The sequence below is a fragment of the Zhongshania aliphaticivorans genome (assembly GCF_902705875.1).
GTDB lineage: Bacteria > Pseudomonadota > Gammaproteobacteria > Pseudomonadales > Spongiibacteraceae > Spongiibacter > Spongiibacter aliphaticivorans_A.
Genome location: NZ_CACSIK010000001.1, coordinates 1,703,775 through 1,725,549 on the forward strand (window position 1 = coordinate 1,703,775; position 21,775 = coordinate 1,725,549).

The window sequence follows — 21,775 nt, forward strand, 5'->3', positions numbered from 1 at the left end:
GAAAAGGGAGGGGTGGATAATATGGCCAGATTACAATGCGCCATTGCTTGGTATTTATGTGTATTGATACTTGGCGGCTGTGCTGGTCATGTTGAGAATAAGCGCTTTGAGTATGGCGCTCAAACGGCCCCAGTGTTCACTGGCAGCCTCAAGCGTGACCTTTTCGTAGAGGGCCATGTGGCTTATCAAGATCAGGCGCAAACCGAGTTTGCTGGCACGTTTGATACACAGGGATTTCCTCACCACGGTGTATTAACGCAGCGTTATATTGACGTCAACAACAAGCCCGTCACGATAAAACTCAACGGTAAATTTAAGGTGACTAGCACCGTCAGCGCGATTAGTTTTTCAGGTGCTTTTTCTATTGAAGATGAACGCCAGCAAATTCTAGCGCAGAGTACTAAAAGCAAGTGGCGTGGCAAATACAGCAATGTTCACCCATTTCAAGCCCCGTTATTAATGACTTTAAATGGCAAAAATCAATACTTACAATATCGCCGGAATATCAGTCCAAAAGGCAGACCAGAGACCTACCCAATTATTCATCGTAACTTGGCAGGGCCGTTTACAATCAAAGCCGGCTTTCTTGAAGGTCTGCCACGCGGGGTAATAAAGATCAGCGCGGTTAACGATCAGAACAAGTATTTTGCCGTTGAGAGGCAATATTTTAACTACCAGATTACTCCACAGCCGGTGCATTATTTTTATTATGAGCCAGGCACGTTTTCAAATATTGAGCTACTTGGCAACTGTGATCACGCACCTAACCTCACTGTGCCACAGCATTTATTACAAGTGTTTGTTTACGATTGTGCAAAAACGCAATTCTATGCCCTAAGCGAGGATTATCCCGAGTCAGTGTTAGAGATTTCTACCCGGGATATCGACAATGGAGGCATCTTCCATCGTCTACGAATTTATCAGCATGGGGTCATCACTGAGGCTAATGTGAACGTCGATGCACTTTACGAAGGAAAATGGCTGTATCACGGTCCCTTAACAACCATGTTTTACGGCAACCTGAATCATTATCAAATGTATGAATTAGGAAAGCCCATTGGTATTGGTATTAAGATGGATGAAAATGGCGCTAATTTTGTGAGTGCAAATCAAGGTGATAGCGGTATAGACCTTCCTGATAGCGGGTTGAGAAACAGTATAGAAAGCCAATATCTATGGTATAAACAGCGTGTGGATGAACACTTTTCATCACTGCTGAGTAGCGTCATTTTATCGCCAAGTGAGCTTAATAAGTTAAAAGCTGATTTATTAAAAGATATAAATGAAAATAAACCACTTGCAAAAGACGGTCAGGTAGCCGGGTTGCCGGGGCTCTGGGAAAGCTGGCAGCGGCAAAGCATTGCGCAACTCAGCACTTGGCAAAATAGCAAAGAATCTCCACTGGCATTAAAGCGGCAAATTTTAGAAAACTTGGAAAAATGGTATGAGCAAAGTGAGGTTTTACTTTTAGCCGAATCCTCGCAACGCTGTGCACGTGCTGGCAAAAGCCTTAACAGCCAAGACTGGCGCTGCGAACTTCGCCCAAACAGCGAACTTATACAGGTGTGTGAGCGTTATTTTGATGTGCAAAAATGCCAAACTATGAGTGATAATTTTGTCCGCAGTCAAAATAAAACAAAGTAAAGCGTGGCAATCTTTCCATACTATCCATACAAAATGGGCAATTAGATAATACAATGGGCGATCAACTCCATTGTTCCATTTACAGCAGTACAGGCAGCAATCTACATGTGGTTTAAAAATCTTTTGATCTACCGTTTTACCAAGCCTTTCACATTGACAGCAGAAGAGGTTAATACAAAATTAGCTGAAAAATGCTTTGCACCCTGCAATAGCCAAGACGTATCCAGTTACGGCTGGGCAATGCCACTAGGCAATCAAGGCAGCGAATATATTCATGCCACCAATGGCTGCATAATGATCTGCGCGCAGAAACAAGACAAAATTTTGCCAGCGTCCGTAGTCAACGATGTGTTAGCCGATAAGATAGAAGAAATTAAAGAGGCCGAAGACCGTATTCCTGGCCGCAAAGAACGCACTGAGCTAAAAGAAGAAATCACATTCTCTTTAATCCCCAGAGCCTTTACGCGCACCAATCGGGTGTTTGCCTACATTGCACCTGAGCAAGGCTTGCTTGTTGTAAATAGCGGCTCACATAATCGCGCTGAAGAACTGCTTAACTTCTTGCGTGAGTCGCTAGGCAGTTTGCCGCTGATACCCGTAAAAGCAAAAAACGTAGCACAACATCAAATGACCGAATGGCTTACCCAAGGCAGCGCGCCGACTGGCTTTGAGCTAGGTGGTGAATGTGAGCTTAGAGACAAAGCTGACGAAAGCGCAGTAATTCGCTGTAAAAATCAAAATCTATGCGCCTCTGAAATAACCAACCATATTGAAGCGGGCATGTTCGTTAATAAAATAGCCTTGCGCTGGACTGGCGACATTGAATTCATTGTCGATGACCAGCTCACCATCAAGCGTCTTAATTTTGGTGACCTAATACAAGACAAAATTGGAGATGTGAACACGGAAAGCGCAGCCGAACAGTTCGATGTCGATTTTGCGATTATGAGCGCCGAATTCGCTAAATTTATTCCAGCGGTATTAGAAGCTTTTGGCGGTGAAGACCTCAGTGATATAGGTGAGGTTATTACTAGCGCAGCGTAAGGATATTTAATGAACGCTGTGTTTGAATCATTTTTTGAACACAGTATTAAAGGCGCATGCTGAAAAGCATAGCGCCTTTTTTCATCATAATACTGTTTAATATTTAAGCTGTGTTGCTTACTTATGACGCGTTCATCTTCTCTGTCAGCTTCTGGAATTCAGAGCGCACATCTTCGTTTTTGAATACCCGAATGTCGGGCATCTGTATACCCATCAAGGTTTCAAAGGTATTTCGGCCTTCACGAATCATGCTGACTACAGCGGAGCTCAAACTGACAGTGCGGTAGGTATTGTCAGCCACCAAGCCTTCCTTACTGGCAATGTCCCGCGCCTTTTCAACTTTAGCTTTCTGGTCCTTCAGCATCTTTGTGTACAGTTCTATCACTTCAATGGTGAGTTTATTGGCTTGAACATTTGCCTTTAATATGTCGACATTGACGCCATTTTTCATCAACAAGCGTGATTCTTTGATATTCGCGTTGGCTTCATCTTTATAAGCGACGAGTTTGGGCAGGTAGTGTTCATCAACCCGTGCAATAAAGGTGTCCTGCATAGTGGTTACTATCCGGTACAGAATAACGACCATACCGTAATACTTTTTTGCATGTTCCAAGCTCTCTGAGGTTTCATTGCTAAGGGCTTCAAGCTGGTCAGTTACGTCTTTAATTGTCCGAAAAACCACTGACATTGAAATTATGTCATCACCCACAACAGACGACATTAATGTTTCAAGCTGCTCAGTGTTTACAGTTACGCCTATACTTGCAAGAGCTTGGCGGAGCTCATCCTTAATACTGGCAAGATCACTTTTGTAAGCTGCTAAATCCTTTTCAGCTGCTTCAATTAACTGGTCGTAGTCACCTTTGGTTGAGGCGACAAAGCGCTTGAGGGTTTGTGTCGGCGTTACACTGCCAACCATTGATTTACCCGAGGTGGGGGCAAGGATTCGCTTGGATTTATAGCCGACTATATCGCTATTTACCTGCTCAATTTTACGTTCAAGTTTTCGGTACTGTGTTCTCAGCTCCTTAATGGTTTTAGAGCCAAGCATACCAATGGCCTCATCGACCAATTTGTCGATATCTGATTGCGCATCTTCCATATCTCGCCCTAGAAACTTGGACTCTTCCAGAGTGGGTAATTCATCATGCACCGCCAGTGCGTTTCCTAGTACCTTCAGTAAGTCCGAAAGATCGTAAGAGACCACATCATCTGCTGATGTTTCCATGTCAGAGGCAATCGCTGAAAAAGAGAAAAGTGAAATAAGCAAAATTGCGGGTAGGCTGCGCAGCATCATTACTTCGTCGTCCTTGAATAAATACATTATGCAGCATCAAGCTGCTGTTTCTTTTGAGATTCTAACCCAGATTTGATAATGAGGCCTTATTTGCTAAGGCTTTCTGTTAGATGTCATGTTCGCGTTTTGCACTCAAAGGAAGTTTTCAGAACATCGCTTAAGTAAAGGGCTTACCAAACTAGCCGTAGCTGATAGAATCCCCGCATAATGACAAGCCAGCGCAATGATGAGTTAGCGCTAAGTCCATCATGTTTAAGGGAAGCACCATGGCCGGGAAGTCCAGCAGTAGCGCCACCAAACCAACTAAAACTAAACCTACCGCCAAACAAAAGAGCTTTGAACAAAACCTCTGGGATACCGCCGACAAATTGCGCGGTACGGTTGAGTCGTCTGAATACAAACACGTCATCCTGAGTCTTATCTTTCTCAAGTTTGTTAGCGACAAGTTTGAAGAGCGCAAGCAGCAATTAATTGCTGAAGGGCAGGGCGACTATGTAGACATGGTGGAGTTTTACACCATGCACAATGTCTTCTATTTGCCCGAGACAGCCCGCTGGTCGTTTATACAAAAGCAGGCCAAGCAAGACGACATTGCCGTTAAAATAGACACCGCCTTACATACTGTCGAGAAGTCCAACCCCTCACTAAAAGGCGCTTTGCCAGACAACTACTTCTCGCGCCTTGGTATAGACGGCAGCAAGCTCGCAGCGCTGATCGACTCCATCAACAACATCGACACCCAAGAAGACAAAGAAGAAGACGTAGTAGGTCGGGTTTACGAATACTTCCTTGGCAAGTTCGCAGCGACTGAAGGCAAGGGCGGCGGCGAGTTTTATACCCCCAAGTGCATCGTTAATTTACTGGCTGAAATGATTGAACCCTATCAGGGTAAAATCTACGATCCCTGCTGTGGCTCAGGCGGTATGTTTGTGCAGTCGGTTAAGTTTGTAGAAAACCACCAAGGCAATACCAAAGACATCTCCATCTATGGGCAAGAACAAACCAGCACCACCTATAAACTGGCTAAGATGAACCTAGCGATACGCGGCATCTCTGGTAACTTGGGCGACGTAGCCGCAGACACCTTCTTTAAAGACCAGCACCCAGACCTAAAAGCCGATTTCATCCTGGCTAATCCGCCATTCAACCTAGACCAGTGGCGGGCAACAGATGAACTCACCGACGACCCGCGCTGGTCAGGCTACGACGTACCACCGGTAGGCAACGCCAACTACGCGTGGATACTACACATGGTGTCCAAACTGTCAGAGAACGGCGTTGCAGGCTTTGTACTCGCCAACGGCTCCATGAGCACCAACACCAAAGGCGAAGGTGCGATCCGCCAAAAGCTGATAGAGAACGACCTAGTAGATTGCATGATCGCGCTGCCGGGCCAACTGTTTTACACCACCCAAATACCCGTGTGTTTATGGTTCATCACCAAAAACAAAAAAGCCCAAACCATCAAAGGCCACTCAGAAAGTAACCACCGCGACCGCCAAGGCGAAACCCTGTTTATAGACGCCCGCAACATGGGCAGTATGATGGATAGAACTCATAAAGAACTGACCGCTGATGATATCAAAACCATCGCCGACACCTACCACCTCTGGCGAGGCGAAGCCGCTGCCTCAGATGCCCAAGAAGCCCTTGGCAGTCATTCCCGTGAAAACGGGAATCCAGCGCTTTACCAAGACATTGCCGGCTACTGCAAAACCACCACGCTAGACGACATCAAAGCCAATGACTACGTACTCACACCGGGCCGCTATGTTGGCGCGGCAGCGATTGAAGATGACGGCATTCCCTTTGAGACAAAGATGACGGAGTTAAGCCAGACTTTGTATCAGCAGATGGACGAGGCAGAGAAGCTGGATGCGGTGATTCGGGAGAATTTGGCGGGGCTTGGGTATGGGGAGTGAGTGGCCACAGAAAGCTTTGAAAACGGTGGGCGTTAGCTTAATTGATTGTGTGCACAAAACACCCCCTGTTGCGGACGTTGGTTTTCCTTATATTGCTATCCCACAAATGAGTGCGGGCTGTATCGATTTTAATGCATCCCCTAGATTGATTTCTGAGGCAGATTTAATTGAGTGGACTAAAAAAGCTGATCCAAAGAAAGACGATATAGTCCTGTCACGCAGATGTAATCCCGGTGAAACGGCGTATGTTGATGGTAGCCGTCGTTTTGCTCTCGGACAAAACTTAGTGCTGCTGCGATCTACTTCGGGTTGTATTTACCCACCGTTTCTAAGATGGATCGTACGTAGCCCATTTTGGTGGGAGCAAGTAGCCAAATATCTAAATGTTGGAGCTGTATTCGATAGCTTAAGATGCGCTGACATTCCAAAATTTGAGCTTCCGATACCTCCCATTACCGACCAAAAATCAATCGCCCATATCCTCGGCACCCTAGACGACAAAATCGAACTAAACCGGCAAATGAACGCCACGCTAGAATCCATGGCGCAAGCCCTATTCAAAAGTTGGTTTGTGGATTTTGACCCCGTGATCGACAACGCACTGGCGGCGGGGAATCCGATTCCTCCTGAACTGGCCGTCCGCGCCGAAGGTAGAAAGTCCGTAGGGGCGACCGGCCGGTCGCCCCTACCTCAGAATGGCACTTTGCCCGAACATATACGCGCACAATTTCCAGACCGGTTTGTGTTGACCGAAGAAATGGGCTGGGTGCCGGAGGGGTGGGAATCTGGAACATTAGGTATGATCAGTGAAGTAATTGGTGGATTTGCATTTAAGAGTAAAGACTTTTGCGATACCGGCTGCCCAGTCATTAAGATTAAAAATATACAAGACAATCGTAGGGTTGATGTTTCAGATGTACAACATATACCTCGCGTTGTCGCTCCAACTGCTAGTAAATTTTGGCTTAAGAATGGCGACTTATTGATGGCCATGACTGGGGCTACAGTTGGTAAATACGGGTTGTTGGTTGGTGCATCAGGTCAGGACTATTTATTAAATCAGCGTGTCGCTAAATTTATTCCTCGGAGTGAGATAACAAATCAGATATGGTTTACTTATTGTTTGCTCATGGAGGGTACAGCAACATCTCATATAGTTAATAATGCTCATGGAAGTGCCCAGCCTAATATCAGCGCAAATGGAATAATGGATGCCCCTTCGATATTACCTGCTAACGAGATCGTGCAATTATTTACAACAAAGGTGAGTCCATTATTCCGCCGGGTTCTTAAGTGTCAGAAAGAAAGCGACGTTCTGTCTCGACTCCGCGACACGCTCCTCCCCAAACTCCTCTCCGGTGAACTCCGTATCCCAGACGCCGAAAAACAGATCGACGAGGCGTTGTAGCCGATGTTCTCGTCGTCTGGCAGAATCATGTTTACACCACGCCAGCATCGCAAGGAGGCGATATGAGCAACGATAAGCAAATTGAGATTTACCAAACGCCAGATGGTCAGACCCAGATAGAAGTGCATTTGGCGTCAGATTCGGTGTGGCTTTCACAGGCACAAATGGTGGAATTGTTTGGGCGGGATCAGTCGGTGGTTTCTAGGCATATTCGCAACGCCCTGAGTGACGGCGAAGTGGCTGAGCAGAGCAATATGCAAAAAATGCATATTGCAAACGCTGACCGTCCGGTGACCTTCTACGACCTGGATGTGGTGATCTCCGTCGGTTACCGCATCAAGTCTCCGCAGGGAGTGCAATTTCGGCGCTGGGCTACTGAGCGCCTGAAAGAACACCTCGTCCGAGGCTATACCCTAAATCAAACCCGCTTTGAAAAAAACGCCGCCGAGTTGGAGCAGGCGCTGGCCTTAATTCAGCGCACCGCCCAAAGCCCCGAGTTAAGTGGCGATGCTGGTCGAGGCTTAGTGGATATTGTTTCTCGCTATACCCAAACCTTTTTGTGGTTGCAGCGCTACGACGAGGGCTTGCTGGATGAGCCGGCCGGTCAAAGTGGCGGTGCTTTGCTGAAACCAGAAGCTGCCATGATGTCGTTAAACGAGCTGAAGGTTCAGCTGGTGTCTCGCGGTGAAGCTACTGACTTGTTCGCTCGCCCGCGTGAAGAAGGTTTGGTCGGTATTTTTGGTAATTTAGATCAAACGGTATTTGGTGAGCCCGCTTACCCAACAATAGAAAGTAAAGCTGCCCACCTGCTGTACTTTGTGGTGAAAAATCACCCATTTTCAGATGGTAATAAGCGCAGCGGTGCCTTCCTGTTTGTGGACTTTCTACACCGCAATGGCCGGCTTCTAAACGCGCATGGTCAGCCTCAAATTAATGACACGGGTTTGGCGGCCTTAACATTGTTGGTGGCTGAATCTGACCCTAAGCAAAAAGATGTGTTGATACGGTTGATAATGCATATGTTAAGCGCCGGAGAAACATAATGACCGTAGGGGCGCCTGGCGGGCGCCCAGACATAATGCCTAAGCACCGTTTTAACCGAGGTTCGATTCGCCTAAATAGTTACGACTATTCTCAGGCCGGTGCCTATTTTATTACTCTATGTACACATAACCGGGATTGTATTTTTGGCTATATAGATAACGGGGAAATGCGCTACAGTGCCTTTGGTGAAATTGTTGTTAACCAGTGGCTGCTAACTGAGTCATTGCGTTCTGAAATTTCCTTAGATGCATGGGTGCTAATGCCTAATCATTTTCACGGTATATTTTTTATTAGGGATTCTGCACGGGCTCAGGGCGACCGGCCGGTCGCCCCTACGTTGGCGTCTAGGTCGGTAGGCTCGCTGGTGGCGGGCTTTAAATCGGCGTGTACTACACAGATAAATACGCAACGAGGCAGCTTGGGTGCCAAAGTGTGGCAACGAAATTACTGGGATCGCGTGATTCGTAACGAGGCTGAATTGACAGCGTTAAGGGAATACATCGTCAATAACCCAAGGAAATGGACTTTAGATACACTGTATATGGCTTAGAAGAGGTGTATAAAACTCAACATTTGATAATGTGAGTGATAGAGATATAACAGAAGGATTTGCGAACATATGAGCTTCAATGAAGCAGCGCTAGAACAAGCCATCATCGACTTGCTTGGTGAGCAGGGCTACCCCCATAGTAACGGCGCGACCTTTGTTCGCGATAAGCGCGAGGTCTTACTGAAAGACGACCTTCGTACTTACCTTCAGCAGCGCTATGCGGTAGATAATATTACCGCCGGTGAAATAGACGCAATTATCCGCAAGCTAGAAGCCTATTCCTCCGCTGACTTGTACGACTCTAATCGCGCTATTCATAAGCTGGTGAGTGATGGCTTTCTACTCAAGCGTGAGTCGGTGGCCAGTAACAAGCATAAAAGCCAGAAAGACCTGTATATACAGCTCATAGATTACACCGGCCTGCCAGAGTCGCGGATGCCTGATCCTGAGTCATTGGATTTAGTGGTAGCACACGGCGGCACTGAGTATTCGACTGCTAGGGCGGAGCTGAACATCTACCGCGTGGTGAATCAGCTAGAGATTGAAGGCTTTGAGAGGCGCATTCCCGACGCCATCTTGTATATTAATGGTTTGCCCTTGGTGGTGTTCGAGTTTAAAAGCGCAGTGCGTGAAGAGGCAACAATCTACCAAGCCTACGAGCAGCTGACTGTTCGGTATAAGCGCGACATACCTGAGCTTCTAAAGTACAACAGCCTATGCGTTATAAGCGATGGCGTTAACTCGCGGGTGGGCTCTTTGTTTGCGCCGTATGACTTCTACTATACCTGGCGCAAAGTAACGGGTGACGAAACCATTGAGCAAGATGGTATTAACGCCTTGTACACCATGTTGAATGGCTTGTTTGATAAGAATAGGTTGCGCGAAGTATTGCGTCATTTTATCTACTTTCCCGACTCATCCAAGCGGGATGAGAAGATCGTTTGCCGTTACCCGCAGTTCTATGCCGCTACCAAGCTGTACGACAATATACTGACACACCGCAAACCAGCAGGCGACGGTAAAGGTGGAACCTACTTTGGCGCTACAGGCTGCGGTAAGAGCTATACGATGTTGTTTTTAAGCCGCTTGCTAATGAAGAGCTTGGCGTTTGAAAGCCCCACCATTGTTTTAATCACTGATCGCACTGATTTAGATGATCAGCTATCTAAGCAGTTCACCAGTGCCAAGACTTACGTAGGCGACCAAACTATTGTCAGTGTGGAGAGCCGCGCTCAACTCCGCGAATTACTCAAAGGCCGCAATAGTGGCGGTGTATTCCTAGCGACTATCCATAAGTTCACCGAAGACGCCGAGCTACTAACTGATCGCAGCAATGTTATTTGTATTTCTGACGAAGCTCACCGCAGCCAGGTTAACTTAGACCAGAATGTACGGATTACAGAAAAGGGTGTGCGTCGTACTTTTGGCTTTGCCAAGTACCTACACGACTCTTTGCCCAACGCCACCTATGTTGGTTTTACCGGTACGCCGATAGATGCCACGTTAGATGTGTTTGGTGAGGTGATCGACAGCTACACCATGACGGAATCGGTGAAGGACGAGATTACGGTTCGTATTGTTTACGAAGGCCGCGCCGCTAAAGTCATACTCGACAATAAGAAGCTAGAAGAGATTGAACAATACTACGCAGAGTGCGCCGATGACGGCACTAGCGACTATCAAATTGAAGAGAGCAAGAAGTCCAGCGCTAATATGAGCGCCATACTCGGTGATCCAGACCGCATTCGTGCGTTAGCTGCAGACTTTGTCCAGCACTATGAAACCAGAGTCAGCGAAGGCTCAACGGTTAAGGGCAAGGCCATCTTTGTGTGCAGCAAGCGCGATATCGCCTATGACTTTTGGCAGGAAGTTATTGCTCTAAAGCCAGAGTGGAATGAGGTGCTTAGTTGTGAGGCTGGCGCGACGCTGACTGATCAAGAGATGAAAGAGATCAAACCCATTGAGCGGGTGAAGATGATAATGACCCGGGGCAAGGACGACCCGGAAAAGCTCTACAATCTTCTGGGTAATGCCGAGTATCGCAAAGAGCTGGATCGCCAGTTTAAAAACCCCAAGTCTAACTTCAAGATCGCCATTGTGGTTGATATGTGGCTGACGGGCTTTGATGTGCCGTTCCTCGATACCATCTATATCGACAAGCCCATTCAGCGTCACAACTTGATCCAGACTATCTCGCGGGTAAATCGCAAGTACGAAGGCAAAGACAAAGGTTTGGTGGTGGATTACATCGGTATTAAAAAGCAGATGAACCTAGCCTTAGCCCACTACAACAAGGCTGACCAACAGAACATAGAGGAGATTGATAAGTCTATTGTTGCGGTGAAAGATCATCTCGACTTACTCAATAAGCTATTCCACAAGTTCGACGCGTCTAAGTACTACAAGGGCAGTCCCGTTGAACAACTTCACTGCCTTAACATGGCGGCGGAGTTTGCGCAGATTACTGACAAGATCGAGAAGCGGTTTATGGCGCTGGTTAAGCGCCTTAAAGCAGCCTACGACATTTGCAGTGGCTCAGAGCGGATAAGCCAAGCGGAACGTGACCAAATTCATTTTTACTTAGCCGTGCGCTCCATTGTCTTTAAGCTCACCAAGGGCGATGCACCAGACGTAGCACAAATGAATGCCCGTGTACGGGAGATGATCAAGGACGCATTGCACGCAGATGGCGTGGAAGAGATCTTTAAGATGGGCGAAGACAGCGACGGTGTTGCTGATTTATTCGACCCAGATTACCTAGCTAAGATCGACAAGATCAAACTACCCAATACAAAGATTAAGCTACTGCAGCAACTGCTCGCCAAAGCCATCGAAGACTTCAAAAAGGTCAATAAGGTGCAGGCGCAAGACTTCTCTAAGCGCTTTAAAACATTGGTCGACAACTATAACGAGCGCAAAGAAGATGATGTACTGGTAAGTGGTGTACTCGAAGACTTCTCCGACGAGATCATGGACATGATCCATGCCCTAAAGGATGAGTACGACTCCTTTGAAGATCTAGGCATAGACCTAGAAGATAAAGCCTTCTACGACATCTTGAAACGGCTGGCAGAGAAGTATGACTTTACCTACCCAGACGACAAACTCATCACCTTGGCGCAAGCGGTAAAAGACGTAGTAAAAGACAAAGTTAAATACACCGACTGGAGCCAGCGCGAAGACATCAAGGCAGAACTGAAGGTCGGCTTAATTCTGGTTTTAGCTAAGTTCGGCTACCCTCCGGTTGATCGTGACGAAGTGTATAAAGAGATCTTTGAGCAGGCTGAGAATTTTAAGAGATTTCAAAACACATAATTAGTCATTTTTAAAATGGCAAGCAAGGGGAAGTGAATGCCAATATACGAATTGAGTGAGGAGGGCATAAGTGCGATGCCCAAAACTACTTTTGCGGCGCAAAATATAAGAGAGCGCGATGATCTTCAGCGATACTTAAAGAGCCAGATAGATATCATCGCTCCCCACACGATGGTTATTGCCGAGGAGTTCGGTGACTGGGATGTGAGTCGGCGTAGAATTGATTTGTTATGTCTAGATAAGGCAGCCAACTTAGTTGTCATCGAGCTTAAGCGCACTGAAGACGGCGGCCACATGGAGCTACAGGCTGTACGGTATAGTGCAATGGTCTCTACTATGACCTTTGAACAGGTTATAGAGGCGCATCGTCGCTACCTTGATGCTAATAAAATTGAGGAGGATGCTGAGCAGCGCATCCTAGATTTTTTAGACTGGAGTGAGCCAGATGATGACTCATTTGCTCAGGATGTTCGTATCGTACTGGCTTCGGCAGAGTTTTCAAAAGAACTCACATGCGCAGTACTTTGGCTCAATGAAAAGGGACTAGACATACGGTGTGTCAAGATGGAGCCGTATTCAGATGGCACCAGAGTTCTTTTAGATGTCCAGCAAGTTATACCTTTACCGGAGACTGAGCAATTTCAAGTTCAAGTCCGGCATAAAAAGCAACGAGAGCAGCAAGCGCGTTCGCAGGTAGGAAGGGATAGGTCTACATTTAGTGGTTCTGTTGGCGGGATTCCCTTTGAAGGCTTGAATAAGAGGAGGTTAATGCTCCACTTGGTTTCTGCGCTTATTAACTCGGGAAACGCTACTCCTGAGCAGCTTAGTAGTCTTATCTACTGGCGTGAAAATGCTTTGTTTAAGCGTTATCAGGGCGAGCTGAGTGCAGATGAATTTAAAGAGAAGATTATGGTTGGCGACGTGGGTGGACAAGTTGCCAGAGTAGATCGCTTTTTTCATACTGACGATCAATTGTTTAGGGTGGCAGGGGGTACCTATGCGCTCACAAACCAGTGGGGCGCAAGAACAGCGGAAGCTGTAAAGTTGATTGTTGAAAAATATACGGAATTGCAGATAGTTGTGACAGTGAATTAAAGTTGGCCTTTGCAGGAATAATAATGACGGTCTGGATGGCGGTTTCGTTGTAGGCTTAAAACAAAAAAGCCCTGTAAAAACAGGGCTTTAATGGCTTTTAATGGCGGTGAGGGAGGGATTCGAACCCTCGAACAGTTTGACCCGTTACACACTTTCCAGGCGTGCTCCTTCAGCCACTCGGACACCTCACCAAAACTGATATCTGCGCAATTTTAGATAGTTTTACGAGCGTCAGGTCGCACGCCTGCATGCTCGTTATCGCCCTAGTGGGCGCTTTCTCCGGCAAAGCCTCCGAATCAGCCACTCGGACACCTCACCAAAACTAATATCTGCGAAATTTTAGATGGTTTTACGAGCGTCAGGTCACACGCCTGCATGCTCGTTATCGCCCTAGCGGGCGCTTTCTCCGGCAAAGCCTCCGAATCAGCCACTCGGACACCTAACCAAAACTGATATCTGCGAAATTTTAGATGGTTTTACGAGCGTCAGGTCGCACGCCTGCATGCTCGTTATTTCCTCAATGGCTTAACACCGCGTTTTGAGGGCGGCTACTCTAACCAATAACGCTTGCAATGGCAATTAACAAATTCAACCATCGCAAGAACTGGTCTCTTTTTGGTGCGCCAGAGTTGCGGTGGCTCATTGTGGTGCAAGCAATGAGTGCTTACCCTCATTAATTCAGGGTTTAGTCGATTTTGGGCTGGAATGAATTTTGCTCTGTAAGCGATGTATGGTTGTTGATTGATTTAGTCTTTGAATAGGCTATCAATAATTTTGAGAATGAATCCTAATGGTGTATTCGTCGGAAATGGTAGCGTTATTGCAGCAATTGCGTTCGCGTATTTTCGCAGAATTTGGGATGCGTATCCGGCTAGCAGACCCCGAGCTTTTGACCAGCTTAGGCGATATTGGTAAGCGGAGCCGCGATCCTTTTACGCGTAAAACGGTTGTTCAAATTATGTCAATGGCAGGTATTCCATTTCAATTGGAGCCTCCAGTAAAAGCAGTTGAAAATGAAGCTACTGAAAAGCGCGATGTGACTGAAATCACGTATCGTGGTACTAAAATATATCGTGAAAAGGAACTACCTACTGAGTCTAAGTTAGCGTCTACGCGATCACAAACAAAGCAAATGTATCGTGGTCAGATAGTGTATAAGTAAGGAATTTAAGGCACTAGTATCGTTAAAAGCCGCAGATTATGTCTGCGGCTTTTTCGGTTTTAGCCTCCGGTGATTTCCTGTAGCACTTCAATATAGGTTTCTATTGGTAGCGTTTCTGGAGCTACTGAGCTTGCGTCCATAACAGCTTGTTTTAGCCGGTTGTTAAATTCAGCAATGGTTTCTTGGCTGCTGATTAGTGAAGGGCTAATCTCGGGTGGTTTTCGGTGGAGGGTAGCCTGTTCATAGTCGTAGGCAATACCGATTCCAGTTCCTTCATCAAACTGCCTTACAAAGATTTCCATGCCACGGGGGTGCACCTACAGCTTCATCAAATCCCATCGAAACAGGTGGCCAAGCAACAGGTTGTCCTCTCTCATGGATATAAATGTTTGAATATTTAGAAAGCTTATATGTCAGCCTTTGGTGCTAAGGATTTAGCGACAACGCTATGAAGTTTGACCGCGACTGCTTATCATTAGGCTTTTACTGAAGAATTTTTAAGTGTTATGACGATAAAATGCACGATAGTGCCGGTAACGACCTACCAGCAGAATTGCTCAATCATGGTTTGTGAAGAAACCCGCAAGGCCGCTGTATTTGATCCGGGTGGTGATATTGAGAAAATTGAGGCGGCGATTGAGGGCTTGGGGGCTACCCTAGATGTCATTTATCTAACTCATGGTCATATGGATCACTGCGCAGCTGCAGATGTTATGCGCCAGAAATACGGGGTTAAAATTATTGGCCCTCAGAAGGAGGATGCCTTCTGGATAGATAAATTGCCTGATTGGTGCAAGATGACGGGCTTCCCTCATGCCGACGCGTTTGTTCCAGATCAATGGTTAAATGATGAAGACAGTGTGACTTTTGGCCACCAAACCTTAGCTGTTAAGTTTTGTCCTGGTCACACCCCCGGACACGTTGTTTTTTTCCATGAGCAGGCACGCTTAGCCATTGTGGGTGATGTGCTTTTTCAAGGTTCTATAGGTCGTACTGATTTCCCCAAGGGTGATTTCGACACTTTAATCAATTCCATTCAAACCAAACTTTGGCCTTTGGGCGATGACGTCAGCTTTATTCCCGGGCACGGCCCAACATCTACTTTTGGCCACGAACGGGAAACCAATCCCTTTGTTGCTGATACGCGTTTTGGATAACAATATATGACAAGTGAATTAACGCATTTTGATACCAAGGGTAATGCGCAAATGGTCGATGTAACCGAAAAGGCGGTTACTCATAGAGAGGCACAGGCGAGTGGCTGTGTCACTATGTCGGCAGAGACCTTATCGCTTATCGCTGAAGGCGGCCACAAGAAGGGCGATGTATTAGCTGTCGCCAGGATTGCAGGTATTCAGGCCGCGAAAAAGTGTTCGGATCTTATTCCTTTATGCCATCCCTTAATGTTGTCTTCGGTTAAGCTTGAATTTAACTTGGATCATGCCAGTAACTCGGTCCATATTTTTGCGCGCTGCAAATTAGCCGGACAAACTGGGGTTGAAATGGAGGCCTTAACTGCGGTGTCTGTTGCGGCTTTAACCATCTACGATATGTGCAAGGCCGTGGATAAGGATATGGTGATATCAGATGTTAAGTTATTGGCGAAATCTGGTGGGCGCTCTGGTGATTGGTTTGCCAGTGAGCAAAACGCATGATTACTGTGTTGTTTTTTGCTAAATACCGAGAACAACTTGGTCTAGGTCGCCTACCTTATGACTTGGTTTCTACAATAACCGTGAGCGACTTGAAAATGGAATTAGCCAAGAAAGGTGACCAGTGGTCTGCTGTTTTGAATGCCGACAATACGATCTGCGCTGTTAATCAAGTTATTGCCAGTGATGAAGACATGATTAGCGACGGTGATGAAGTTGCATTCTACCCACCTGTGACCGGTGGTTAAAATGCAATATCGTGTTCAGGTACAAGAGACTGATTTTGATGTTGGTAAGGAATACCAAGCCTTATTAAGCAGTCATAGATGTGGTGCGGTGGCGCAGTTTGTTGGTGTAATGCGTGATTATAATGATGGGGATGATGTTCTAGCCATGGAGCTAGAGCATTATCCCGGCATGACTGAACGAAGTATTGAGGCCATTATTGAGCGGGCAACGCTCCGTTGGTCACTACTTTCAGTAGCCGTCATTCATCGTGTTGGCCCATTATTGCCGGGAGAAAACATCGTTTTTGTAGGTGTTTCTGCAATGCATCGCCACGCTGCTTTTGCCGCCTGTGAATTTATAATGGATTTTCTTAAGTCAGAAGCCCCATTTTGGAAAAAAGAACGCCGCAAAGATGGCAGTGATTATTGGGTTGATGCCAGAGACTCGGATACTGCGGCCTTGGCGAGGTGGGCTGAGTAATCCAATTAGAGTAGCTTGTTACACTGAACTTGTTTACCGCTCGGGGTATAATTCGCGCCAGTAAATGAATTACTCATCTATGGCGATATTGATGATCGTCAATAAATTGCAAAAACAGGAAATTCTATGAGCCTTGATCCCCGTCAATTTCGAAATGCCCTTGGTCAATTTACAACGGGTGTTTGCGTCATTACCGCAACCCCGCCTGGCTATAAGCCTTTTGGTATGACGGTGAACTCATTTGCCTCGGTGTCTTTAGATCCACCGCTGATTTTATGGAGCTTGCGCAATGACTCCGAATGCTTGGATGCCTTCAATAAATCAAAAACGTTTACAGTTAATGTGCTGGCGAGTGATCAAGAGCCTATGTCTAACCTGTATTCTAAGAAAAATGAGCACGAATTAGTTAGCGACCATTTCCGAGTTGGAAAAAGTGGTGCGCCCGTGTTGCGCGGCGCCTTAACTAGCTTTGAATGTGAGACATGGGCGCATTATGATGGCGGAGACCATATCATTGTCGTGGGTAAGGTCGTGGAAATGGACAATAAACCCGGCGCCAAACCTTTAGTGTTTCAGGCTGGTCAATATCGAGAATTGCGCTAAGTAGATTGGAGTAGGGGGTTGATGAAATATTGCAGTAATTGCGGTGCCGAGCTTATAAAGAAAATACCGCTAGACGATGACCGCCTACGTTTTGTCTGCCCACAATGCGACATGATTCATTATCAAAACCCCAATGTTGTTGTTGGCTGTCTTCCAACGGCGGGCGATAAGGTACTGCTTTGTCGTCGTGCCATTGAGCCGCGCTTGGGGTTTTGGACCATTCCCGCTGGATTTATGGAAAATGGTGAAACCATGTTGGAGGGGGCGTTACGGGAAACCAGAGAAGAAGCCGATGCCAAGGTGAGTGGTGAAACTCTTTATCGCCTTTTTGATATTCCTCATATTAATCAAGTCTATGTGTTCTATCGTGGTGAACTTGACGGTGGTTTTGGCATTGGCCCAGAAAGTCTTGAGTCCCGCTTGTTTTTAGAAGATGAAATCCCCTGGTCTGAGCTGGCTTTTCCTATCGTCACAGATGTATTAACCGAATATTTTGAAGACCGTAAAACAAGTGATTTTCCGATTAGAGTCAGTTCGCCCAGTCCATTATGGGCTAAACACGTAGGTTGGAAGCCAACGAAGCACGATGAACAATAGCTATTGCCCTTAACGGCTTAGCCTCAGTTGCAGTAGATTTCATTGTGCGCTTTTCCAAAAGCAGGCTATGGTTATAGTATGCTGAAGGTCACGCCAATTTGTTATCTCATCCTTTGGCTTAGACACGAATAATAAGGAGTTTCAATGGAATACGTTTATCATACCGTCGATGTGTTTACCCAGACCGCCTTTAGTGGGGCGGCAGTATCAGTGTTTCCAAAAGCGAGTGGTCTTGATGCCATGCAGATGCAGCTTATCGCCAAGGAGATGAATCATTCAGAAACCGTTTTTATTTTCCCCGGCAGTGGTGAGGTTGCTGCTGAATTGCGGGTTTTTTCACCCGCTGGAGAGCGAGTAGTAGGTAGTCACAGTGTTGTAGCCGCCGCCAGAACACTCGTACATAGTCAGGAACTCCCGGTTGAAGATAAGGATTGTGTCGTACAATTTTCACAGGGGCGCAAAGTATTTCGCGTCGTTTTGTCGATGAATGAAGGCCGCTTGTTAACGCAATTATCGATGTCGGTTAGCCCTCAAATTGATCACTACGTACCCGATAACAGAGAACTAGAGCAAGTTCTTGGTCTTGGCTCGAATGATATAGAAACCCTTAAGGCCAGAACCTTATTTGTCAGTTGTGATTCGCCTTATCTAATTGTGCCTTTGCGTTCCATGGATGCGGTGTATCGCGCTCGATTTAATCTTGAGGCGTGGTCACGTAGTAGCGCCGCTTCTGTCGCAGTGAATGAAGTATTGGTGTATAGCTCTGAGACAGAGTCCTTACAAACTGATTTTCATTTGCGTATTTTGGGTGAGCATATCGCACATGATGCTAGCCCTCCTGTTGGTGCTGCGATTCCTGCTTTTGTTGCCAGCTTATGTGAGTCACGCGGTTTAGCCGATGGCACTCATACACTATGGCTAGAGCGCGGCTTTAAGGCTAATCGCCAGAGTGTGCTACAGGTGGAATTTGTTAAAAAAGCAACGGCTGAGTTAAAGGTGAGGGTAGGTGGAGACGCGGTTCTAGTTGCTCAGGGAACAATTTTGGCACCAGATGTAAAAACGCAATACGCCGCATAAATGATATTTTAAAACCTAGCCCGTACAATCCTAGTGTTGTACGGGCTTTTTAATACCCATTAATTTACCTGTTGTGTTCTGTATACTACGCACTTTGTTGAAGGCTTTGACAGCGTCATAGCGTGATTCATCTCTTTTAAAAGGTTTGATTGTCCCCCCATGGAAACTCCTTTTTTACTTTGGTTAGTCGGCGTAGCACTAGTTAGTTTGTGCCTTGGTGTTGGTATTGCGACTTTGTTGATTCAGCGTGGCAGTGCGCTACAAATTCGTGTGCAGAAAGAGCGTGCTGATTCGGTCCAATTATTGTTAGACGAGCAAGGTTTACTCAATACTACATTAAAGAAACAACTTGAAGATGCTCAAAATAAAGTGGTCAGCCTTGAGCGGGATCTTGCCGTAGTAGAGGAGCGCCTCAACTCACAAGCAATTGCGCTCACAGCAAGCGAGGCATCACTGGCAGCAGCAGACCAAAAAAACAGCGATTTAAAAGATGCGTTGGCAAGAAAAGAGAGCGCGTATAGCCACCTGGAAACATCAACAAAAGAGCAGCTGACGCTGCTTACTGATGCAAAGAAGCAATTAACAGATCAATTTGAACAGTTGGCCAATCGCATTTTTGATGAAAAAAGTCAGCGCTTTCAGGCGCACAGTCGCGATGCCCTTGATATTCAGCTGAAACCCTTTAGAGAACAACTGAAAGAGTTTCGTGGTCGTGTCGATCATATTTACGATAATGAGAACCGTGAGCGCGGTGAGCTTAAAGAGCAGCTCAAAAATCTTCAAGAAATGAACCGCAGTATCAGCAAGGAGGCACAAAACCTTACCCGCGCTTTAAAGGGGGACAACAAAGCGCAGGGTAACTGGGGCGAAGTTATTTTAGAGCGCGTGCTAGAAGAGTCTGGTTTGCGCAAAGGGCATGAATACGAAACCCAGCTTAGTTTTACCGACGAAACTGGCCGCCGAAGACAGCCCGATGTTATCGTTCGACTTCCAGATGATAAAGATATTGTGATTGACGCCAAAGTGTCCTTGCTTGCATACGAACGATACTGCAGCAGTGATGATGACGAAGCGCGTCAAGCCTGTTTGCGTGAACACGCACAATCGGTAAAGGCCCATATCAATGGCCTCAGTGTTAAGGGTTATGAGCATATAGAAGGGCTGCGCACCTTAGATTTTGTGTTTATCTTTATTCCAGTGGAAGCTGCTTTTATGGCGGCCTTCGAGCATGACCCTGAATTGTTTCGTAATGCCTATGAAAAAAATATTATCGTGGTAGGTCCAACCACATTGCTGGCAACCCTGAGAACGGTGCAGAGTATTTGGCGTTATGAACGGCAAAATCAGAATGCGGAGGAAATTGCTCGTCAGGCGGGCGCGCTGCACGACCAATTTGCCCTAGTGGTTCAGTCCCTTGAAGATATTGGTAAGCATCTAGATCGTGGTCGCGATGCTTATGAGAAAACACTAAACAGAATGACTTTGGGTAAAGGCAATTTAGTGTCTCGAGTGAGTCGTTTAGAGACACTGGGTGCTAAAGTAAAGAAGACTTTGCCAACGTCACTGACTGATAGAGCCGATATTGACCGCGTTGAGGTTGATGGTTCAGAACATAATTAATCAATTTTGAATAGGAGTGTAATTTGTGGCGTTACCTAAAGTAGGCAATCTTGCCCCCGCATTTTCTTTAGCTGATCAAGATGGGAACACGGTGAGTCTTAAAGATTTTAAAGGAAAGAAAGGGGTCGTTCTTTATTTTTACCCTCGGGCATCCACGCCGGGTTGTACCATGCAGGCTTGTGGTTTACGAGATGTGTATGGTGAGCTTGATACTTTGGGTTACCAAGTATTAGGGATCAGCTTTGATCCAGTGAACAAAATTAAAAAGTTTCATGATAAATACGAGCTTAATTTTCCATTGTTGTCTGATGAAGACCACGCAATTATTGATAAATATGGTTGCTGGCAGCTTAAAAAGTTTATGGGTAAGGAAAACATGGGGACAGTAAGGACGACGTTTATCATTGGTCAGGATGGGCGTTTGTTAAAAATTATGGATAAGTTTAAAACAAAATCTCATCACGAAACATTGATGGTAGTGTTAGACGAGTTGTCAAACGCCTAAGTCTACATCATTGATAGAGGGTAATCGCTTAACGGTTTTGCCCTCTAGCTTACACCAGAGTCGTTTTGATTTTTCTTGTAGTTGGTATAGTTCGTAAGATCCTTGGTTATCATATCTAGGCACAGCTTTAAGACTACGGCATCATCTAAAAAGCCTGCAATAGGTATGATGTCGGGTATGGCATCGAGAGGAAGTAAAATATACAAAAGAGCGGTAACAATAGACCCTAATGACCACCAAGGTATTTCTCGGTAATCGCCGCTGACATAATCTTGAAGTAATTTAAATAAGACCTTTACTTGCGCCAAGAACGGTGCCAATGACGCGCTAGTAATTACCTTATTAATTATGCGCTGCCTATTACTGATGGCTAAATTGATTTGTGATTCGTTAAGATCTCCGGCACCTTTATCGAGTATCTTCTTTGCGCGCTTTTTGGATAATACTTGCATACTGGCGTCTCTATAATCTGAATAGCAATAGATGGCAAATATGGCGCAGTGGAGAGCAATCTGCAAATTTGCTTAAAAGA

21 protein-coding genes and 1 tRNA gene are annotated in these 21,775 nt (G+C 46.1%); 18 read left to right on the top strand and 4 right to left on the bottom strand.

Annotation, left to right across the window (positions count from 1 at the left end; genetic code table 11):
• Positions 1 to 21 precede the first annotated feature (21 nt).
• Together AELLOGFF_RS07770 and rdgC are read left to right on the top strand one after the other, a co-directional pair.
• On the top strand, positions 22 to 1,644 hold the full coding sequence (locus AELLOGFF_RS07770; protein WP_159268221.1) for a hypothetical protein: 1,623 nt from the start codon (positions 22 to 24) through the stop codon (positions 1,642 to 1,644).
• A 105-nt stretch (positions 1,645 to 1,749) separates the two neighbouring features.
• Complete coding sequence (gene rdgC, locus AELLOGFF_RS07775; protein ID WP_159268222.1) at positions 1,750 to 2,688, top strand: recombination-associated protein RdgC; 939 nt, start codon at positions 1,750 to 1,752, stop codon at positions 2,686 to 2,688.
• Positions 2,689 to 2,809: 121 nt separating this feature from the next.
• Here the strand turns inward: rdgC and AELLOGFF_RS07780 are convergent, their stop codons facing one another.
• Positions 2,810 to 4,012 carry a hypothetical protein gene (locus AELLOGFF_RS07780; protein ID WP_159268223.1) on the bottom strand — a complete coding sequence of 401 codons (1,203 nt, stop codon included), beginning with the start codon at positions 4,010 to 4,012 and terminating at the stop codon, positions 2,810 to 2,812.
• Between the two features lie 239 nt (positions 4,013 to 4,251).
• Between AELLOGFF_RS07780 and AELLOGFF_RS07785 the strand changes: the two genes are divergently transcribed.
• The 6 genes from AELLOGFF_RS07785 (at position 4,252) to AELLOGFF_RS07810 (ending at position 13,319) form a co-directional block, all read left to right on the top strand.
• Positions 4,252 to 5,907, top strand: coding sequence for a type I restriction-modification system subunit M (locus tag AELLOGFF_RS07785; protein WP_159268224.1), 1,656 nt, complete (start codon positions 4,252 to 4,254; stop codon positions 5,905 to 5,907).
• A complete protein-coding gene (locus AELLOGFF_RS07790) occupies positions 5,897 to 7,315 on the top strand; it encodes a restriction endonuclease subunit S (RefSeq protein ID WP_159268225.1) in 1,419 nt (472 codons plus the stop codon). Before AELLOGFF_RS07785 ends, AELLOGFF_RS07790 begins: the two co-directional genes overlap by 11 nt.
• Positions 7,316 to 7,377: 62 nt before the next feature.
• On the top strand, positions 7,378 to 8,358 hold the full coding sequence (gene rhuM / locus AELLOGFF_RS07795) for a virulence protein RhuM/Fic/DOC family protein (RefSeq protein WP_159268226.1): 981 nt from the start codon (positions 7,378 to 7,380) through the stop codon (positions 8,356 to 8,358).
• Positions 8,358 to 8,909 carry a transposase gene (locus tag AELLOGFF_RS07800; RefSeq protein ID WP_200842621.1) on the top strand — a complete coding sequence of 184 codons (552 nt, stop codon included), beginning with the start codon at positions 8,358 to 8,360 and terminating at the stop codon, positions 8,907 to 8,909. Before rhuM ends, AELLOGFF_RS07800 begins: the two co-directional genes overlap by 1 nt.
• A gap of 69 nt (positions 8,910 to 8,978) precedes the next feature.
• Positions 8,979 to 12,224, top strand: a complete 3,246-nt coding sequence (locus tag AELLOGFF_RS07805; protein WP_159268227.1) for a type I restriction endonuclease subunit R — start codon at positions 8,979 to 8,981, stop codon at positions 12,222 to 12,224.
• Between the two features lie 36 nt (positions 12,225 to 12,260).
• The gene (locus tag AELLOGFF_RS07810; protein ID WP_159268228.1) at positions 12,261 to 13,319 is read left to right on the top strand and encodes a hypothetical protein; all 1,059 of its coding nucleotides are present in this window, start codon (positions 12,261 to 12,263) and stop codon (positions 13,317 to 13,319) included.
• A gap of 101 nt (positions 13,320 to 13,420) precedes the next feature.
• Here AELLOGFF_RS07810 and AELLOGFF_RS07815 read toward each other — a convergent pair.
• A tRNA-Ser gene (locus tag AELLOGFF_RS07815) sits at positions 13,421 to 13,510 on the bottom strand.
• A gap of 599 nt (positions 13,511 to 14,109) precedes the next feature.
• Between AELLOGFF_RS07815 and AELLOGFF_RS07820 the strand changes: the two genes are divergently transcribed.
• Positions 14,110 to 14,481 carry a hypothetical protein gene (locus tag AELLOGFF_RS07820; RefSeq protein ID WP_159268229.1) on the top strand — a complete coding sequence of 124 codons (372 nt, stop codon included), beginning with the start codon at positions 14,110 to 14,112 and terminating at the stop codon, positions 14,479 to 14,481.
• A 59-nt stretch (positions 14,482 to 14,540) separates the two neighbouring features.
• Here AELLOGFF_RS07820 and AELLOGFF_RS07825 read toward each other — a convergent pair whose 3' ends face one another.
• A complete protein-coding gene (locus AELLOGFF_RS07825) occupies positions 14,541 to 14,783 on the bottom strand; it encodes a hypothetical protein (RefSeq protein ID WP_159268230.1) in 243 nt (80 codons plus the stop codon).
• A 204-nt stretch (positions 14,784 to 14,987) separates the two neighbouring features.
• Between AELLOGFF_RS07825 and AELLOGFF_RS07830 the strand changes: the two genes are divergently transcribed.
• The 9 genes from AELLOGFF_RS07830 to bcp all read left to right on the top strand — a co-directional run bounded on the left by AELLOGFF_RS07830 (position 14,988) and on the right by bcp (position 21,243).
• Positions 14,988 to 15,638: an MBL fold metallo-hydrolase gene (locus AELLOGFF_RS07830; RefSeq protein ID WP_327785478.1), complete on the top strand. Its 651-nt coding sequence runs from the start codon at positions 14,988 to 14,990 to the stop codon at positions 15,636 to 15,638.
• Between the two features lie 6 nt (positions 15,639 to 15,644).
• Complete coding sequence (gene moaC, locus AELLOGFF_RS07835; protein ID WP_159268231.1) at positions 15,645 to 16,136, top strand: cyclic pyranopterin monophosphate synthase MoaC; 492 nt, start codon at positions 15,645 to 15,647, stop codon at positions 16,134 to 16,136.
• On the top strand, positions 16,133 to 16,381 hold the full coding sequence (gene moaD / locus AELLOGFF_RS07840; RefSeq protein WP_159268232.1) for a molybdopterin converting factor subunit 1: 249 nt from the start codon (positions 16,133 to 16,135) through the stop codon (positions 16,379 to 16,381). Before moaC ends, moaD begins: the two co-directional genes overlap by 4 nt.
• A 1-nt stretch (position 16,382) precedes the next feature.
• Positions 16,383 to 16,841: a molybdopterin synthase catalytic subunit MoaE gene (moaE, locus tag AELLOGFF_RS07845; RefSeq protein ID WP_159268233.1), complete on the top strand. Its 459-nt coding sequence runs from the start codon at positions 16,383 to 16,385 to the stop codon at positions 16,839 to 16,841.
• Positions 16,842 to 16,967: 126 nt separating this feature from the next.
• Complete coding sequence (locus tag AELLOGFF_RS07850) at positions 16,968 to 17,444, top strand: flavin reductase family protein (RefSeq protein ID WP_159268234.1); 477 nt, start codon at positions 16,968 to 16,970, stop codon at positions 17,442 to 17,444.
• A 21-nt stretch (positions 17,445 to 17,465) separates the two neighbouring features.
• The gene (locus tag AELLOGFF_RS07855) at positions 17,466 to 18,041 is read left to right on the top strand and encodes an NUDIX hydrolase (protein WP_159268235.1); all 576 of its coding nucleotides are present in this window, start codon (positions 17,466 to 17,468) and stop codon (positions 18,039 to 18,041) included.
• Between the two features lie 144 nt (positions 18,042 to 18,185).
• Complete coding sequence (locus tag AELLOGFF_RS07860) at positions 18,186 to 19,118, top strand: PhzF family phenazine biosynthesis protein (RefSeq protein ID WP_159268236.1); 933 nt, start codon at positions 18,186 to 18,188, stop codon at positions 19,116 to 19,118.
• A gap of 159 nt (positions 19,119 to 19,277) precedes the next feature.
• Positions 19,278 to 20,738: a DNA recombination protein RmuC gene (gene rmuC, locus AELLOGFF_RS07865; protein WP_159268237.1), complete on the top strand. Its 1,461-nt coding sequence runs from the start codon at positions 19,278 to 19,280 to the stop codon at positions 20,736 to 20,738.
• Between the two features lie 25 nt (positions 20,739 to 20,763).
• On the top strand, positions 20,764 to 21,243 hold the full coding sequence (gene bcp / locus AELLOGFF_RS07870; protein WP_159268238.1) for a thioredoxin-dependent thiol peroxidase: 480 nt from the start codon (positions 20,764 to 20,766) through the stop codon (positions 21,241 to 21,243).
• Between the two features lie 44 nt (positions 21,244 to 21,287).
• Here the strand turns inward: bcp and AELLOGFF_RS07875 are convergent, their stop codons facing one another.
• On the bottom strand, positions 21,288 to 21,695 hold the full coding sequence (locus AELLOGFF_RS07875; protein ID WP_159268239.1) for a YkvA family protein: 408 nt from the start codon (positions 21,693 to 21,695) through the stop codon (positions 21,288 to 21,290).
• Positions 21,696 to 21,775: the final 80 nt, after the last annotated feature.

Bases quoted from the DNA above. Each gene is read 5' to 3' on its own strand.
- AELLOGFF_RS07860 (WP_159268236.1), top strand. From the start codon at position 18,186: ATGGAATACGTTTATCATACCGTCGATGTGTTTACCCAGACCGCCTTT.
- AELLOGFF_RS07855 (WP_159268235.1), top strand. From the start codon at position 17,466: ATGAAATATTGCAGTAATTGCGGTGCCGAGCTTATAAAGAAAATACCG.
- moaE (WP_159268233.1), top strand. From the start codon at position 16,383: ATGCAATATCGTGTTCAGGTACAAGAGACTGATTTTGATGTTGGTAAG.
- rhuM (WP_159268226.1), top strand. From the start codon at position 7,378: ATGAGCAACGATAAGCAAATTGAGATTTACCAAACGCCAGATGGTCAG.
- AELLOGFF_RS07800 (WP_200842621.1), top strand. From the start codon at position 8,358: ATGACCGTAGGGGCGCCTGGCGGGCGCCCAGACATAATGCCTAAGCAC.
- AELLOGFF_RS07875 (WP_159268239.1), bottom strand. From the start codon at position 21,695: ATGCAAGTATTATCCAAAAAGCGCGCAAAGAAGATACTCGATAAAGGT.
- AELLOGFF_RS07790 (WP_159268225.1), top strand. From the start codon at position 5,897: ATGGGGAGTGAGTGGCCACAGAAAGCTTTGAAAACGGTGGGCGTTAGC.
- rdgC (WP_159268222.1), top strand. From the start codon at position 1,750: ATGTGGTTTAAAAATCTTTTGATCTACCGTTTTACCAAGCCTTTCACA.
- AELLOGFF_RS07830 (WP_327785478.1), top strand. From the start codon at position 14,988: ATGACGATAAAATGCACGATAGTGCCGGTAACGACCTACCAGCAGAAT.
- AELLOGFF_RS07785 (WP_159268224.1), top strand. From the start codon at position 4,252: ATGGCCGGGAAGTCCAGCAGTAGCGCCACCAAACCAACTAAAACTAAA.
- AELLOGFF_RS07825 (WP_159268230.1), bottom strand. From the start codon at position 14,783: ATGGAAATCTTTGTAAGGCAGTTTGATGAAGGAACTGGAATCGGTATT.
- AELLOGFF_RS07770 (WP_159268221.1), top strand. From the start codon at position 22: ATGGCCAGATTACAATGCGCCATTGCTTGGTATTTATGTGTATTGATA.
- moaC (WP_159268231.1), top strand. From the start codon at position 15,645: ATGACAAGTGAATTAACGCATTTTGATACCAAGGGTAATGCGCAAATG.
- moaD (WP_159268232.1), top strand. From the start codon at position 16,133: ATGATTACTGTGTTGTTTTTTGCTAAATACCGAGAACAACTTGGTCTA.
- AELLOGFF_RS07780 (WP_159268223.1), bottom strand. From the start codon at position 4,012: ATGTATTTATTCAAGGACGACGAAGTAATGATGCTGCGCAGCCTACCC.
- rmuC (WP_159268237.1), top strand. From the start codon at position 19,278: ATGGAAACTCCTTTTTTACTTTGGTTAGTCGGCGTAGCACTAGTTAGT.
- AELLOGFF_RS07810 (WP_159268228.1), top strand. From the start codon at position 12,261: ATGCCAATATACGAATTGAGTGAGGAGGGCATAAGTGCGATGCCCAAA.
- AELLOGFF_RS07820 (WP_159268229.1), top strand. From the start codon at position 14,110: ATGGTGTATTCGTCGGAAATGGTAGCGTTATTGCAGCAATTGCGTTCG.
- AELLOGFF_RS07805 (WP_159268227.1), top strand. From the start codon at position 8,979: ATGAGCTTCAATGAAGCAGCGCTAGAACAAGCCATCATCGACTTGCTT.
- AELLOGFF_RS07850 (WP_159268234.1), top strand. From the start codon at position 16,968: ATGAGCCTTGATCCCCGTCAATTTCGAAATGCCCTTGGTCAATTTACA.